This is a genomic window from Chryseobacterium sp. CG10_8, assembly GCF_058117085.1.
The window spans coordinates 1-15,698 of sequence record NZ_JBYVEB010000076.1 but is presented as its reverse complement, the minus strand read 5'-3'; the positions used below and the strand labels follow the sequence as shown (position 1 = coordinate 15,698).

General features: G+C 35.6%; 14 protein-coding genes. 12 read left to right on the top strand and 2 right to left on the bottom strand.

Translation table 11 applies throughout. From position 1 onward, the window contains the following. From AC4AGG_RS11875 to AC4AGG_RS11825, 11 genes are all read left to right on the top strand, one after another. The coding region (locus AC4AGG_RS11875) for a T9SS type A sorting domain-containing protein (RefSeq protein WP_489772221.1) at window positions 1-224 on the top strand (224 nt) is incomplete at its 5' end. Between the two features lie 399 nt (window positions 225-623). Further along, window positions 624-2,177, top strand: a complete 1,554-nt coding sequence (locus AC4AGG_RS11870; RefSeq protein WP_489772220.1) for a type I restriction-modification system subunit M — start codon at window positions 624-626, stop codon at window positions 2,175-2,177. A 3-nt stretch (window positions 2,178-2,180) separates the two neighbouring features. Next, a complete protein-coding gene (locus AC4AGG_RS11865) occupies window positions 2,181-3,392 on the top strand; it encodes a restriction endonuclease subunit S (protein WP_489772219.1) in 1,212 nt (403 codons plus the stop codon). Between the two features lie 169 nt (window positions 3,393-3,561). After that, window positions 3,562-3,960: a GxxExxY protein gene (locus tag AC4AGG_RS11860; protein WP_489772218.1), complete on the top strand. Its 399-nt coding sequence runs from the start codon at window positions 3,562-3,564 to the stop codon at window positions 3,958-3,960. 16 nt (window positions 3,961-3,976) lie between these two features. After that, window positions 3,977-7,129 carry a type I restriction endonuclease subunit R gene (locus AC4AGG_RS11855; protein WP_489772217.1) on the top strand — a complete coding sequence of 1,051 codons (3,153 nt, stop codon included), beginning with the start codon at window positions 3,977-3,979 and terminating at the stop codon, window positions 7,127-7,129. Between the two features lie 27 nt (window positions 7,130-7,156). Further along, window positions 7,157-8,617, top strand: coding sequence for a DUF262 domain-containing protein (locus tag AC4AGG_RS11850; protein WP_489772216.1), 1,461 nt, complete (start codon window positions 7,157-7,159; stop codon window positions 8,615-8,617). Window position 8,618: 1 nt separating this feature from the next. After that, window positions 8,619-10,613, top strand: coding sequence for a DUF262 domain-containing protein (locus tag AC4AGG_RS11845; protein WP_489772215.1), 1,995 nt, complete (start codon window positions 8,619-8,621; stop codon window positions 10,611-10,613). 28 nt (window positions 10,614-10,641) lie between these two features. Then, window positions 10,642-11,403, top strand: a complete 762-nt coding sequence (locus AC4AGG_RS11840; protein WP_489772214.1) for a LytR/AlgR family response regulator transcription factor — start codon at window positions 10,642-10,644, stop codon at window positions 11,401-11,403. A 133-nt stretch (window positions 11,404-11,536) separates the two neighbouring features. Continuing rightward, a complete protein-coding gene (locus tag AC4AGG_RS11835) occupies window positions 11,537-12,415 on the top strand; it encodes a viperin family antiviral radical SAM protein (protein WP_489772213.1) in 879 nt (292 codons plus the stop codon). A 25-nt stretch (window positions 12,416-12,440) separates the two neighbouring features. After that, entirely contained in the window at window positions 12,441-12,968 is a 528-nt protein-coding gene (locus AC4AGG_RS11830; RefSeq protein WP_489772212.1) for a cytidylate kinase family protein, read from the top strand. Beyond that, window positions 12,965-13,105 carry a hypothetical protein gene (locus AC4AGG_RS11825; RefSeq protein WP_489772211.1) on the top strand — a complete coding sequence of 47 codons (141 nt, stop codon included), beginning with the start codon at window positions 12,965-12,967 and terminating at the stop codon, window positions 13,103-13,105. Before AC4AGG_RS11830 ends, AC4AGG_RS11825 begins: the two co-directional genes overlap by 4 nt. Window positions 13,106-13,357: 252 nt before the next feature. Here the strand turns inward: AC4AGG_RS11825 and AC4AGG_RS11820 are convergent, their stop codons facing one another. Next, a complete protein-coding gene (locus AC4AGG_RS11820) occupies window positions 13,358-13,669 on the bottom strand; it encodes a winged helix-turn-helix transcriptional regulator (protein WP_489772222.1) in 312 nt (103 codons plus the stop codon). 164 nt (window positions 13,670-13,833) lie between these two features. On the opposite strand from AC4AGG_RS11820, the gene AC4AGG_RS11815 reads away from it, so the two are divergent. Beyond that, the gene (locus tag AC4AGG_RS11815; protein ID WP_489772210.1) at window positions 13,834-14,748 is read left to right on the top strand and encodes a ClpXP adapter SpxH family protein; all 915 of its coding nucleotides are present in this window, start codon (window positions 13,834-13,836) and stop codon (window positions 14,746-14,748) included. 105 nt (window positions 14,749-14,853) lie between these two features. Here AC4AGG_RS11815 and AC4AGG_RS11810 read toward each other — a convergent pair whose 3' ends face one another. Then, on the bottom strand, window positions 14,854-15,549 hold the full coding sequence (locus AC4AGG_RS11810) for a DUF1826 domain-containing protein (RefSeq protein ID WP_489772209.1): 696 nt from the start codon (window positions 15,547-15,549) through the stop codon (window positions 14,854-14,856). Between the last annotated feature and the right edge of the window lie 149 nt (window positions 15,550-15,698).

Sequence of the window (15,698 nt, the reverse complement as noted above, 5' to 3'; positions counted from 1 at the left end):
CGGATAATAAGTTAGTTTTGTATCCTAATCCAGTGAAATCGATTTTGTATATCGATGCCAAGGATGATAAGGATTACTATTATCAAATCTACAATATCGCTGGTCAGTTGGTAAGAGAAGGTAAATTTGAGAACAACCAAACGGATGTTGCACAGCTTCCTTCAGGTCTTTATTTAGTAAGAATCAACGATTCTGAAACAGTAGTGAAGATTATTAAGCAATAATTTTCAATAATAACAAGTGCAAAATCAAGAAGGCTGTCTTATTATAAGGCAGCCTTTTTTTGTTGACTATCATTGGAAGACTGGTTACTTTGACCATGTCCAGTGTCTTTCTCAGCCACCGAGATAATCTCAGTAACAAATAACGGAGGTTGAGCGTAGTCGAAACCGTAGTGGTGACTTCGGCACTTCGGCTGCGCTCAGTGACCATAGTCACCGTGAACGGAGGTTGAGGTTCTCGAAACCGAAGTGTCGAAGCAACCGAAGCCGTAGTCGAAGTGCCGAAGCCACCGTTTGAAAAAAATATGGTTTCCCGTAAATATTTCAGATGGCTTTTTACTATATTTAGACCTTTAAAATGAAAAAAATTCCTTTACTATTAAAGTTTAGAATAGCAAATTTATGACGAGAGAACAAGAACGTGACGAGTTGCACCGTACGATTTGGCAGATTGCCAATGATTTAAGGGGAAGTGTTGATGGTTGGGACTTTAAATCCTATGTTTTGGGGATTTTGTTTTATCGATTTATTTCAGAAAATCTTACCGCGCACATTAACAATGCAGAATGGGAAACAGGAAACGCCGATTTCGATTATGCTAAAATTTCTGATGCCGATGCAGAATTTGGCAGACAAGATACCGTTAACGAAAAAGGATTTTACATATTGCCTTCCGAACTTTTTGCCAATGTGCAAGCGAGGGCTTCCAAAAATACCAATCTTAATGTAGATCTTCATCGCATTTTTAATGATATAGAATCTTCTGCCAACGGAACGGATAGCGAAGATGACTTGAAAGGTCTCTTTGACGATGTAGAAGTTAATAGCAATAAGTTAGGAGGCACGGTAGAAGAAAGAAACGCACGTTTGGTGAAAATACTTAATGCTATTGCGGCGCTTAAATTGGGGGATTATCAGGATAACAGTATCGACGCTTTTGGTGATGCCTATGAATATCTGATGACCATGTATGCCAGTAATGCCGGAAAATCGGGAGGCGAATTTTTTACACCTCAAGAAGTCTCCGAACTTTTAGCAGAAATTACGGTAGTTGGGAAAAAATCGGTTAACAAGGTGTATGATCCTGCGTGTGGATCTGGGTCTTTATTGCTGAAGTTTGCCAAAGTCCTTGGGAAAGAAAACGTAAGGCAAGGTTTCTACGGACAGGAAGTTAACATTACCACCTATAACCTTTGTAGGATCAATATGTTTTTGCACGATATTAATTTTGAAAAATTCAATATTGCGCATGGCGATACCTTAATCAATCCGATGCATTGGGACGACGAACCTTTTGATGCCATAGTATCTAATCCGCCTTATTCTATTAAATGGGAAGGCGATGCCAATCCGCTTTTGATTAATGATCCACGTTTTTCTCCAGCTGGTGTTTTGGCGCCGAAGTCCAAGGCAGACTTAGCCTTTACCATGCATATGTTGTCTTGGTTAGCCACTTCTGGTACTGCGGCGATTGTAGAATTTCCTGGGGTGTTGTATCGTGGTGGTGCAGAGCAAAAAATACGCAAATACTTAATTGATAATAATTATGTAGATACCGTTATCCAATTGCCACCCGATTTGTTTTTTGGAACTACCATTGCCACTTGTATCATAGTTCTAAAGAAAAGCAAAAACGACAATGCCACCTTGTTTATTGATGCCTCTGCCGAATTTGTACGTGGTGGTAACAAAAACAAGCTCTCCGAAGAGCATCGTAAAAAAATATTAAATGCCCATATCGAGCGCAAAGACGCCCCACATTTTGCCAAATTGGTAAAAAACAGCGACATCGCAGATAACGATTATAATATCGCAGTAAGTTCTTATGTAGAACAAGAAAACACCCAAGTTGCAACCGACATTGTGGAACTTAATGCCCGTATTGCAAAAATTGTTGAAAGACAAAACGAGCTACGCACCGCTATTGATACCATTGTTAATGATTTAGAAGGATAAGCGATGAGTAAGATTGAGGAATTAATAAAAGAATTTTGTCCGGAAGGAGTTGAGTATAAAAAGTTAGAGGAGGTTTGTGGTTTTCGAAATGGTTTTGCTTTTAAAAGTAATAAATTCAAGAAAAATGGTTGTCCGATTTTAAGGATTGGTAATATACAAAATAGAAAAATTGATTTGGATAATCTAATTTATTTTGATATTTCTGACTATTCTGAAAACCTGAAACCCTATGAAGTTAATAATAAAGATGTGTTAGTTGCAATGTCCGGGGCAACAACAGGAAAAATAGGAATGTTAAATTCTTCGCAAACTTTCTACTTAAATCAACGTGTTGGAAAATTTGAGCCTTTTCAGGAGATATTAAATAATAGTTTTTTATTTCATTATTTACTTACTAAAAATGATGAAATATTTGTGATGGCAGGTGGTGGTGCCCAACCTAATTTGAGCTCAATAATGTTAATGAAAAAAATTAAAATCCCCATTCCACCACTACCAGTCCAAGAAGAAATCGTTAATATTTTGGACAAATTTACGGAGCTTGAGGCGGAGCTTGAGGCGGAGCTTGAGGCGCGTACGCGCCAATACGACTACTACCGAAACCAATTATTGTCTTTTGAAGGACAAGACGTGGAATGGAAAAGTTTGGGGGAGATTGGGGAATTTATAAGAGGGAATGGACTTCAAAAAAGCGACTTTAGAGAATCTGGTGTTGGCTGTATTCATTATGGCCAGATTTACACGTATTATGGAACTTCCGCGACAGAAACAAAGTCTTATGTTTCAGAGGAATTGGCTTTAAAACTAAAAAAAGCCCAAAAAGGTGATTTAATTATTGCTGGTGTAAGCGAAAATATTGAAGATGTCTGTAAGGCTGTAGTATGGCTTGGTGATGAAGATATTTGCATTAGTGGTGATTCCTACGCTTTTAGGCATAATCAAAATCCAAAATTTGTTGGCTATTTATTTCAAAATAAAAAGTTCTTAGATTTTAAAAAGAAATTTGCTCAAGGTGCAAAAGTAACAAGGTTGCGAAGTGGAAGTTTACCTACTTTTTCTGTGCCAGTTCCACCACTTGAAGAACAAGAACGCATCGTCAAGATTTTGGATCAGTTTGATGCTTTGGTCAATGACATTAGCGTGGGTTTACCTGCCGAAATACAAGCCAGACGACAACAGTACGAGTATTATCGCGGGAAATTGCTAACCTTTTAAATGTCTGAATCAGGATTTGCATGATTAGTATATTAGCAGAAGTTAAAATTTTCAGAATTAAAGATATAGTAATTAGCCGTTGATGACCCATGAAAATGATAAACCGTAATAAAAACTAAAAATTATTACACAGTTTATGCAATAAAAAGAAAACTAAAAAACACAATCAATGCTGAAAAATGAATTGACCTACAAAATTATCGGATGTGCTATGAAAGTGCATAGTACATTGGGTAATGGTTTTCAGGAAGTAATTTATCAACGCTGTTTAGCAATTGAGCTAAAACGCGCAGGGTTGAATTTTGAAAGAGAGAAAGAGCAAACCATATATTACGATCAATTTGAAGTAGGAACCAGAAGAGCCGATTTCGTGGTGGAAAACACTATAATTATTGAACTGAAAGCGTTGATTAATTTAGAAGATGTACATCTGGCTCAAGCCAAAAACTATGTTGTAGCTTATGATTTTCCTTTGGGACTACTTATCAATTTCGGAAGCATCAGTTTACAGCATAAATTGATTTTTAATCCAAAATATAATAATCCTGAAAATAAATTAATTCAGTAAATCCTGATTCAGACCAATGAAAGAATACCAACTCATATCCGAAAACCCAGAATCTACCGTTGTTGCAGAGTACCAACCGAAGTATCAAAGAGAAGCTTCTTATCAATCCGAGGCAGAGCTTGAGAAAGCATTTATTCAACTTTTGGAGAAGCAGGCTTATACTTTTCTTCCTATAAAAACCGATAAAGATTTGGTGGATAACCTTCGGTTGCAATTAGAAAAACTGAACGGTTACCAATTCACCGAAAAAGAATGGAAGTTTTTCTTTGAAGGAAGAATTGCCAATCCAAATAGCAATATAGAGGACAAAACGCGTTTCATACAGGAAGATTATATTCAGGCTTTGGAATGTGAGGACGGTTCTTTACGCAATATATACCTTTTGGATAAAAAGGATATCCACAACAACCAACTTCAGGTCATCAATCAGTACGAAACCGAAGAAGGTAAACGTGCCAATCGGTACGACGTTACTATTCTGGTGAATGGTTTGCCCATGGTTCATATTGAGCTTAAAAAACGAGGAAATAGTTTACAAGAAGCCTTTAATCAGATTGATCGTTATACCAGAGAATCTTTTTGGGCAGGAAGCGGATTGTATGAATATATCCAACTGTTTGTTATCTCCAATGGTACACTTACCAAATATTACAGCAATACCACAAGATATACGCATATTAAAGAGCGGGAGAAACAAGGAGGCAAAAAATCTAAAACCAGCAACAGCTACGAATTTACATCATGGTGGGCCGATGGAAGCAACAAGCCGATTTTGGATTTGATGGATTTTGGTAAAACGTTTTTTGCGAAACACTCCATTTTAAATATTATTACCAAGTATTGTGTGTTTACGTCGGATAAATTATTGTTGGTGATGCGACCATATCAGATTGTTGCCACCGAAAGAATTTTGCGGAAAATCAATACTTCTAACAATTATAAAAAATACGGAAGCATAGATGCAGGTGGTTTTGTATGGCATACCACAGGAAGTGGTAAAACTTTAACGTCATTCAAAACAGCACAGCTTGCAAGTAAACTGGGTTATATAGAAAAAGTGATTTTTGTGGTCGATCGTAAAGATTTGGATTACCAAACCATGAAGGAATATGACAAGTTCGAGAAAGGTGCGGCGAATAGTAGTACAAATACGGCGGTTCTTAAAAAACAGTTGGACGATCCTAATGCTAAAATCATCATCACTACCATTCAGAAATTATCAATTCTAATAAAAAAGCAAAAAAATCATTCGGCATATAACAAACCCATTGTTTTCATTTTCGATGAATGCCACCGTTCGCAGTTTGGCGATATGCATGAGGCAATTACAAATACGTTTAAAAAATATTTCTTATTTGGATTTACAGGAACGCCCATTTTTGCTAAAAATTCTAATAGTGGTGGCAAAGCCCACTTGAAAACAACCGTTCAAGCCTTTGGATGTTATCTTCATGGAGATCCGAATAATTGTCCGGAAGAGCATCACCAATCTGCAATACATACCTATACTATTGTAGATGCCATTGCAGATAAAAACGTTCTGCCTTTCCGAGTGGACTATATCCGCACCATGAAGGAAAAGGAAAATATCAAAGAACAACAAGTAAGAGATATTGACCGTGAGAAAGCGTTGCTTTCAACAGTTCGGGTTTCCAACACTGTGCAATATATTCTAGAACATTTCGACCAGAAAACCAGCAGAAACACCAAGCCTTATTACATGACGGCTTTGGCCAATGTACATGAAGTGGCATCGGCTAAAGATAGAAACAAAATTGAAGAGATTAAGGAAAAAATCAGAAGAACCGGTTTCAATTCTATTTTTGCAGTGGCTTCTATTGACGCCGCCAAATTATATTATGAAGAATTCAAGCGTCAGCAAAGCGAGGTTGTTGAACTTCGCAAGTTAAAAATTGCAACAATTTTTAGTTTTGGACAAAACGATGCAGAAGACGATGGTTTAGAAGATGAAAACTCTGAATCCACTGATGGATTAAGTGCAAGCGATAGAGATTTTCTAGATCATGCCATTCAAGATTATAACAGAGATTTCAAGACCACGTATGATACTTCACCTGAGAAGTTTCAGAACTATTATAAAGACGTTTCGCTTCGTATGAAAAATCGAGAGATCGATCTTTTGATTGTGGTAAATATGTTTCTTACAGGTTTTGATGCCACGACGCTTAATACGCTTTGGGTGGATAAAAACTTGAGAATGCATGGCTTATTACAAGCTTATTCAAGAACGAACCGTATTCTTAATTCTATAAAAACTTTTGGAAACATTGTTTGCTTTAGAAACTTAGAAGAAGCAACCAATCAAAGTTTAGCCTTATTTGGAAATAAAGAAGCTGGAGGAATTGTACTCTTGAAAACCTTTAGCGAGTATTATTACGGTTACAATGATGGCAAAAAAGATATAGCGGGATATTATGATTTGGTACACGAATTATTGGAAAAGTTCCCAATCGGTACTCCTATTATCAGTGAAGAAGCAAAGAAAGAGTTCATTCGACTGTATGGAGCTATTCTAAAGTTACTCAATATCTTAAAGGCATTTGATGATTTCGAAGGAAATGAAATTTTGACAGAAAGAGATTTTCAAGATTATCATAGCATATACATTGAATTATACAATGAGTTTAGAAGAAGTGGAGACGGTGATCGGGAAAACGTCAACGATGACATCGAGTTTGAAATGGAATTAATCAAACAAGTTGAAATCAACATCGATTACATTCTGATGCTTATTCGCAAGTACCACGATAGTCATATGGAAGATAAAGAGATTATGGTGAGTATCAGCAAAGCAATTAATTCGAGTGTTGATTTACGAAACAAAAAAGAATTAATAGAAAAATTTGTTGCTTCCCTTACACCTACTTCCAATGTTGATGATGATTGGACTAACTATGTTGAACAAGAAAAGAAGGCTGAACTTGCTAAAATAATCGAAGAAGAAAACCTCAAAGAAGAAGAAACTAAAAAGTTTATCACCAATTCCTTTAAAAATGGAGAGATACAATCATCTGGGACTGCTTTTGCAAAAATTCTTCCTCCTGTTTCTCGCTTCACACCAACTGGCGATTTAACAAGAAAAAAAGAATCGGTTTTGATTAAGTTAAAGACTTATTTTGATCGGTTTTTTGATATTAGGGGAAATTAAAGAAAAAAACACAAACCATGATTTTTTATGAATACAAACCTTACGCTTGCCATTTCTAAGATTGGCGATTTATTAATAGAAAATAGAATTACACAAAACCAAGAGGGTAATTCAATAGAAGACATTGTATTAGAAATACCCAATTATCAACGCCCTTACAAATGGAAAGCTAAAAACGTAATACAGCTTTTAGATGATGTAATTTTAGCCAAAAAAGAAAACAAGGAAAGTTACAGAGTTGGAACATTAATCCTACATTACGATGCTACAAACGCAAAATACAATATCGTAGATGGACAGCAAAGAACGATTACTTTTTCTCTTCTGTTAAAAGCAATAGAAGAAAACCTCAATATTAATTTTCTAAAGCAAAGTCTTGCTGACAATCCATTTAACAAAAGGAATATTCCTAAAAATTTTCAGACTCTTAAAAGACGTGTAGATAGCATTAATGATAGCAGAGAGAAAAAAGAATTGCTAGAGTATATCCAACAAAACTGCGAACTGATTGTAGTGATTACTGAAGATATATCGGAAGCTTTTCAGTTTTTTGATTCTCAGAATGCACGAGGCAAAAAGCTCTATCCTCACGATCTATTAAAAGCGTTTCATCTTCGAGAGATGAAAAACATCCATGCCGAAGAAACAGAAAAAATTGTAAAAAGTTGGGAAGATTTGGATCAGAAATTTCTTTCCGTATTGTTCAGCGACTACCTTTATCGTGTAAAAGAATGGACGAAGGGCAACTACGCCAACGAACTTTCAGAACATAACATCCATATCTTCAAAGGGATTACACACCAAGACAATTTTCCTTTTGCACAATTTTACAAGGGCGCTTTTGCGTATGCAGATGCTTTTAACCAAACCTCAATGCCTTTTGTCTCGGGTATAAGAAATCTTAAGCCATTTCAGTTAGATGCCCCTATTATTGCAGGGAAACCGTTTTTCGATTATACAAAACACTATTTTGAAATCTTAAAGGATATTCAGAATAATGACAAGTATGAAGGTTATCTTATTAATGACAATGATATTGTAAAAACACTGGATTTACCTTGGAATAAATATGGTGTTGGAAATGGAGTAACCCGCTTACTTTTTGATACAGCGATCCTATTATATGTAGACCGCTTTACACCTCCAGAAAAACCAACCAAAGCAGACCTAAGCATGTTGGATCAATTCGTCATGTTATCATTTATTTGGGCTTATTCGCTTAGGGCACAATATTACAATCTCGGTTGGCAATCAGCACAAAATTATGTTATGGGCAATCCCGATCGCTGGAACTCATTCAATATTTATAGAAAGATTAATGAAGCGGACTCTCCCGTTGATTTGTTAAGCGCATTATCAGATCGGATAAACCCTATCCCTAAAAATAAAATTGTTGCAAATATGAATACTATTGACGAGCAGCAAAATAACAATGTTTGTAAAAACTACCTTCACTATTTCAAGAAATACAATTTCATAGGATATTAATATGCAAACTAAAAAACTACCTCTACAAGAACTCTCGATCGCTCAAATTTACAATGGGGATAAGGCAACCTATGAAGTTCCTATTTATCAACGAAATTATGCTTGGGAAAAAGATGAAATTTATGCTTTAGTTCAAGACGTTTATGATGCAAAAATGGCGAAGAAACAAACGTACTTTATAGGTACCCTGGTTACTTTTCATAAAGGGGATCACGTTTATGAAGTTATAGACGGACAGCAGCGACTGACGACTATTAATATTGTTTTGGGAGCATTAGAGATTGGTGTAGAAAATAAACTAACCTACAGAGCCCGAAAAAAATCTGATGCCACCATCAAAAGTATTCCTAATTTCAATATTGATGACAAAGACGATGGAATTTTCAATGGTTTTAATTATGCAAAAAGCGCGTTATTAGATATTGTTTCACATGAAGAAATCAATGAGTTTAAAGGATATTTTCAGAATCAAGTTCACTTAATCCACTATCAAGTTCCAAAAGATATTGACCTTAATCATTACTTTGAAGTTATGAATTCGAGAGGTGAACAACTTGAGAAACATGAGATTATTAAGGCAAGATTAATAGAAAAATTAGAGGATGTTGACAAAGAAAAGTTGAGTCGCATTTGGGAATTTTGTAGTGATATGAGTGTTTATATTCAACAAAAGTATCGAGATGCAAATGTCTTTGGACATCATCACTATGATTTCATCATAGAAAATTTTGATGCCTTACCAAATGTTGAAAAAGAAATGGGAAAGCTAGAAATTCTTAACCTTATATCCAGCTCACCGGCAGAAAATGGAAACAATAATCATGTAAAGCTAGATACTTTTCAACCAATAATGGATTTTTCAAACTTCCTATTAGTGGTTTTGAAACTTACAAGAATGTCCGAAAATGATTTTGTGCCTTCAGATTTTATTTTGGATGATAAAGAATTGATAAGAGAATTCGATAAGGTTCCCAACTTTGATACATCTTTTGCAAAACAGTTTGGTTTTAATTTACTAAAAGCCAAGTACCTTTTAGATAATTATCTTGTTCACCATTCGGAAGAAAATGACACTCTGGAAAGCAATCCTTGGAAACTACAAAATTGGTATAAGGACGGAAACAACGAGTATCTAAAAAATCTTGATGAGGATGGTAATTATCAAAATAAATTAGTTCAGCTCCTTTCCATGTTTGAAGTGACCTTCACAGCAAGACAAAGAAAAAACTATCTTTTCTACTGCTTGCAATATTTATTTAATGATGAAAACCGAAACGTCGAAAAATACGCACAGTTTGTAGATAATTTAGCAAACAAATATTTAAGGGATATTTATTTAGTCCCTGAAAACTTAAATGCCATTAATACACCTAATCCAGGTAGTTTTGATAAGATGATTTTGTCGAATAATAATCTTAATCTCAACATCGAAAATAATAATCTCGATTTTACCGAGATTTATGGAGACGGTTCTGAAAGAACAAAGGGAATTCCTTTGTTTGTTTTCAATTATCTTGATTATAAGCTATGGGAACAGTATGCTGATAACCTTCGTGGTAAAACGACCGTTAAGGGAGACAGAGAACGTTCAGTATTTTTTGAGCATCTTGGCTGTAGCGATTTTGGTTTGGATGTATTTAATAATTTCTACTTTTCAAGAACAAGAAGAAGTTTAGAACATTATTTTCCAACCGCTAATGCTAATGGAATAGATGGCAAGCCTAATCAAGATCAAATAAATTGTTTTGGAAATTTTGCGATGATAGGTAGTGAGGCGAATAGTTCTGGAAGTAATTGGAGTCCAAAGACTAAGCTAGATCATTATCTAGATGAATCTGGAAAAATAAAAATAGTCAGTGTTGCTTCTCTTAAATTCATCATTATGATGCGAAAATGTAGAGATAATCATTATGCTTTTCAGAAATCAGAACTTGAATGGGGTTTTGAAGATATTAAAGAGCATCAGACAAAAATGATAGAGATACTCTTAAATTAAAGATTATAATAACTCAATAAGGACAAAGATGACCCCACATTACCGCATTGCCCTACTCGAAGACAACAGCAAACAATTAGAAAAGTTGGCAGATTATGTATCTAAAATCCCTAACGTTCAATTGGTGATCAAAAGCCGTAATTCCGATGATTTTTTCGAACAATTGAAAGTGGCTTCACCAGACATTCTATTGACTGATTTGGATTTGGGCAATGATAGTATGACGGGAATGGAAGTGGCACAAGAGATTAAGATTCCTGTATTTTTTGCAAGTGTTAATACATCTGATTATATTGAAAACATTGAGCATCTAAAACGAGATGCCGAAATATGTATTGATCATATCACCAAACCTTTTACGGAAGAGCAGTTTCTTAAAAGCTTCAAAAGGTTTCTAAAAGAAGTAGAGCTGTTTTCTAATCTCAATTACGTCTATTTTAAATTTGATAAAACGAAAAGAGATAAGGTTCTGATAGATGACATCGTATACCTATGTGCGGATAAAAATGCAGGCTCTGAATCTAATAATAAACTGATCCACTTTATTAATCGTAAAACCGAGAATCTGATCGACTTTTCTTTTTCTAAAATGGAGGAGAAAGGATTACGCCCCGATCAATTCGTGACTATTCATAAATCCTTTCGTGTAAATCGTAGGTATATCCAAAAATACTGTAATAAGTCTGAGACCATTGAAGTGAAGGTATTCGATAAAGATCATGTCATAAAAATTGCCAAACTGTCAGTGTCAGAAAACTATCAAAATGTCATAAAAAAAATGTTGACTTAGCGCTCTTGTTACTCCGTTTATCGCTCATATTGCTGCGTTCCCCTTGATGTTCTTGGGGAACGCTTTTTTTTGTTTTTGTGGTTTTTCCTTTGCTGTTAATAATTCATAATAAACGTTAAAATTTGTTAAAATTATGAAAACAAAAATTGGGAATGAAATCATTCCATCAGTCAATTATCATTTATGGAATCCTTGTAATATGAAATGCAAGTTCTGTTTCGCACCCTTTCAGGAAGCAAAGAATATTTTACCGAAAGGACATTTGCCAAAAGAACAATCATTACAGCTCATCCGAGAGATTGCAGGAATTGGATTTAAGAAAATCACATTTGCTGGGGGCGAACCAACATTATGTCCGTGGATTTCGGAGCTAATTCGGGAAGCGAAAATCACTGGAATGACCACGATGATTGTTACAAATGGCTCTCGTCTAAGTGATGACTTTCTTGAAAAAAATAAAGAGCATCTAGACTGGGTGATATTAAGTGTCGATAGTATAATAAGTGACACAAACTTAAATTCAGGTAGAGCTATGGTAGGGAAGAATGTATTGTCTTTTGAGGATTATTTACAAATTGTTGATAGGATTAAAAAGTATGGTTATAGGTTAAAGATTAACACCGTAGTCCATAGTCTTAACTATCAGGAATCAATGTCGGAATTTATCAAATATGCAAATCCAGAACGATGGAAGGTTTTTCAGGTATTGCCAATCAAGGGCGAAAATGATGAGTTTATTGATGAATTCAAAATTAGTGAAGAGCAGTTCAATCGGTTTGTCTCAGATCACAGCTCATTTGAAAAGGAGGGAATATTAGTGAAGGAAAGTAATTCTGAAATGAAGGATAGCTATGCAATGATAGATCCTACTGGAAGATTCTTCACTAATAAAGAAGGATATCAAGAATATAGTGGATTTATCCTAGAAAGAGGAATTGTAAATGCATATCAAGAGATGAATTACAACTATGACAATTTTATTAATAGAGGTGGGATTTACAATTGGAATTAAAGTTTAACAATATAAAATATTATTTATGAAAACAAACATTACGTTATCAGGAGAGGTAGCTTCAGGAAAAAGCACCATTGGAGAAGAGTTGGCTAAACAACTTAATTATGAATTTGTTTCAATAGGAAACAGCACAAGAAAGAAAGCAGAAAGTGAAGGATTAAGCATTGTGAAGTTTCAAAAAAAATGTGTAAGTGATCCTTCAATGGACAGGATTATAGATCAGGAATTTTCGGATTTCTGTAATTCTAGGGACAACTTAATTATAGATTATCGGCTAGGATTTCACTTTGTGAAAAATACCTTTCATATTTTCTTGAAAATCTCAGAAGATGATGCTGTAGAGCGACTTATCCTTCAAAAGAGAGAAAATGAAACTCATGAGACCGTACCCTTCAGAAATGAGACTTTTAGAAAGCAGTTTCGAAATGCTTATGGAATTGATTATACAGATCCTGTACATTATGATCTGATCATAGAAGTAGACAACAAAGTAAAAACTGAAGATATCATCAATGAAATATTAATAACATTTAAACAATCAAAAAAATGAAAAACAAAATCACACCGCAACAGAACCAAGCAAACATGCAAAATGCCAATAAAGGAACAAAGGGAACCAATCCTCAGTACGATCAAAACCAAGGCAATCGTGGGAAGCAGCTGAACCCGAACTCGAAGAAAAAATAGAGTAATAGAATTTTGTGTAAGGGTATTTTTAATTTTCCAGGGTCATCGATTATCGGTGGCCTTTTTGATTTTATGCTTTGAAATCACCTTCAAACACACAATTACCTTTCTACAAAACCTGTGTCAAATAGCAAGACTTGTGGTCGTTGATTCGTTTTTGCTTTTTGGCAAAAGAGGGTATGTCATAATAAGGGGAAGTGTTGGCAATCTCGCTTAGCTCAGCTTTTTAGGAAGAATGTCTATTGATGGGATTTAGCCAAGATTTTCGAGTTGTCTAAAGATAGGGATGAGTGATTTTCCTTTTTCGGTAAGGTTGTATTCTATGTGCAAGGGTTTTTGTTGGATGATCGTTTTGTCTAATAAACCGCTTTCTTCCAGTTCTTTTAATGCAACGGATAAGGTTTGCTTGTTGGAACCTTCAATCCGACGCAAAAGAGAATTAAACCTTAAAGGTGATTCAACAGCCAAACGAAAAATCTCTGGTTTCCATTTTCCCGAAAGTAACTTCAAAAGCCCTTGAGCAGGACATGTTTCTTGGTTGGTGGTTTCCTTTTTAGTAGTCATCATTTTCTGACTTATTGTTTAGTTCAAAATAAGTCTTCACTTTTGTACAAAGATAAACAAACGAAATGGTGCAAGCATTGAGAAATCCCAAAATACTTGGTATTATTATAATCTCCATATTTGCTTTTGGCAATTCATTTTATTACGCTCAAGAAAAAAAGAATATGAAAGATAACAATCCATTATTATGTTCCCCTGAAACTGGGATTTGTGAAATACCAACTCATCAAGCAGATCAATCAGAGAGTGGTTGGGTTCACGCGACTCAAAAACCGGTTAAGATCATCTATTGTACCGATCCCATCTGTTCATCGTGTTGGGCTATCGAACCACAACTTCGAAAACTAAAGTTAGAGTACGGCGAGCATGTAGAAATCGACTACCGAATGGGTGGTCTACTTCCAGATTGGAGTTATAATAGTGGTGGAATTAGCAAGCCTTCTGATGTGGCGCATCATTGGGACGAAGTAAGCGTCTATTACGATATGCCAATTGACGGAGATGTTTGGTTAGAAGATCCTTTAGATTCTTCTTATCCACCTTCTATTGCCTTCAAAGCAGCGCAAATGCAGGATTATGATAAGACAGTTCTGTTTCTTCGTGAGATCCGCGAAATGGTGTTTCTGCAGAAAAAGAATATCACCCGATGGGAATTTTTAGAAATCGCAGGGAAGAAGGTGGGACTTGATATGGTGACTTTTAAATCCGATTACCAAGGAAAAGCAAAAGAACTTTTTGAAGAAGATTTGAAGTTTGCCCGAGAATTGGGTGTAAGGGGTTTTCCTACTATGTTTTTCACCACTCCTATGGGGAATAAGGAAATGGTGTATGGTTCTCGACCTTACGAAGTATATGAAAATGCTTTGTTAAAATTATTTCCTCAGGCTACAAAAGCTTCCTACGACAAAACCTGGAATTCTGTATTTTCTAAATACCAGTCATTAACTGTTAAGGAGTTTTCTGTCTTAACGGGAGTACAAAGAAGTGAAGCTGAAAAATATTTAGACGATCTAACCGCAAAAGGAAAGTTAGAGAAACTGTCAACTAAAAACGGCTCTATCTGGAAGTTGAAAAACTGATAAGGTTAAAGTTGCTGCATTTGGTGTTATCAATATGCGATAACGCTCAGGGCTTAATGACTTCTATGTATCGTGTTAGAAGTTGAAAAACTGATGCAATTAGGTTTAGCAGATCATCATCAGCCTCAATCCGTCATTTTCTATTGGAGCGCGATGTACACAAGGTGGGACAGGTTGTTGTGGATTGTCAACAGCAAGGCGCCACAAGTGTCCATTTCCTAAGTTGGTAGGCTTTGAATGAGGAAGCGCTTGGTAATGCAAGTCGAAGAAGTTTTCGGTCAAGAAAGTTTCAAAGTCGGATTCGGTAGCATCGTGAAAGGAGCGAAGCTGTTCTCTGATCTCTGGGATGAGGATTTTCTGAACGACTTGTTCGTTGGGGATGATGTCACTTGCTGCTCCGTGATAGGTACACAAATACGTGTCCATCAAAATAGGGGAGCGATCTACATGATACGAATATACATCGGTGGAGATAAAATCCAGTTCATCATCTCGTTGATAGCATTTCAGTAAGTTAAGGGTGGGTTGTGCCCCGAAATCACTTAGTAATTGAAAATCGTTGAGAATAGTGGTTCTTGCCAGTTGTCCTTTTTCAGACAGTTCTAAAGCCTGAAGTTCTTCCATTGAGATTTCGGTGATGTCTTCGTGTAAAGTTAGTTTTGACATGATTTCTTGAAAGTCACCTTCTAAATTTCTGTACCAACAAAGTGCATTGGTTGTCCCATGAAACGGAGTTTCGACCAATTCGGCAAAGGATGAAGTGAGTCCAACTTGTGGGTTTTCAGAAAAAGGGTGTTTCATAAGGACGTTAATCGAGGGTGCATAATTCTAAACTACAAATGTAATCAAATGATGAGTCATGGTTTTTATTCGGCACACTGTTTTTAATGTTATCTTATTTAACACTTCGACATGGAGTTTACAAGGTTAAATGATTAGTATTTTAAATT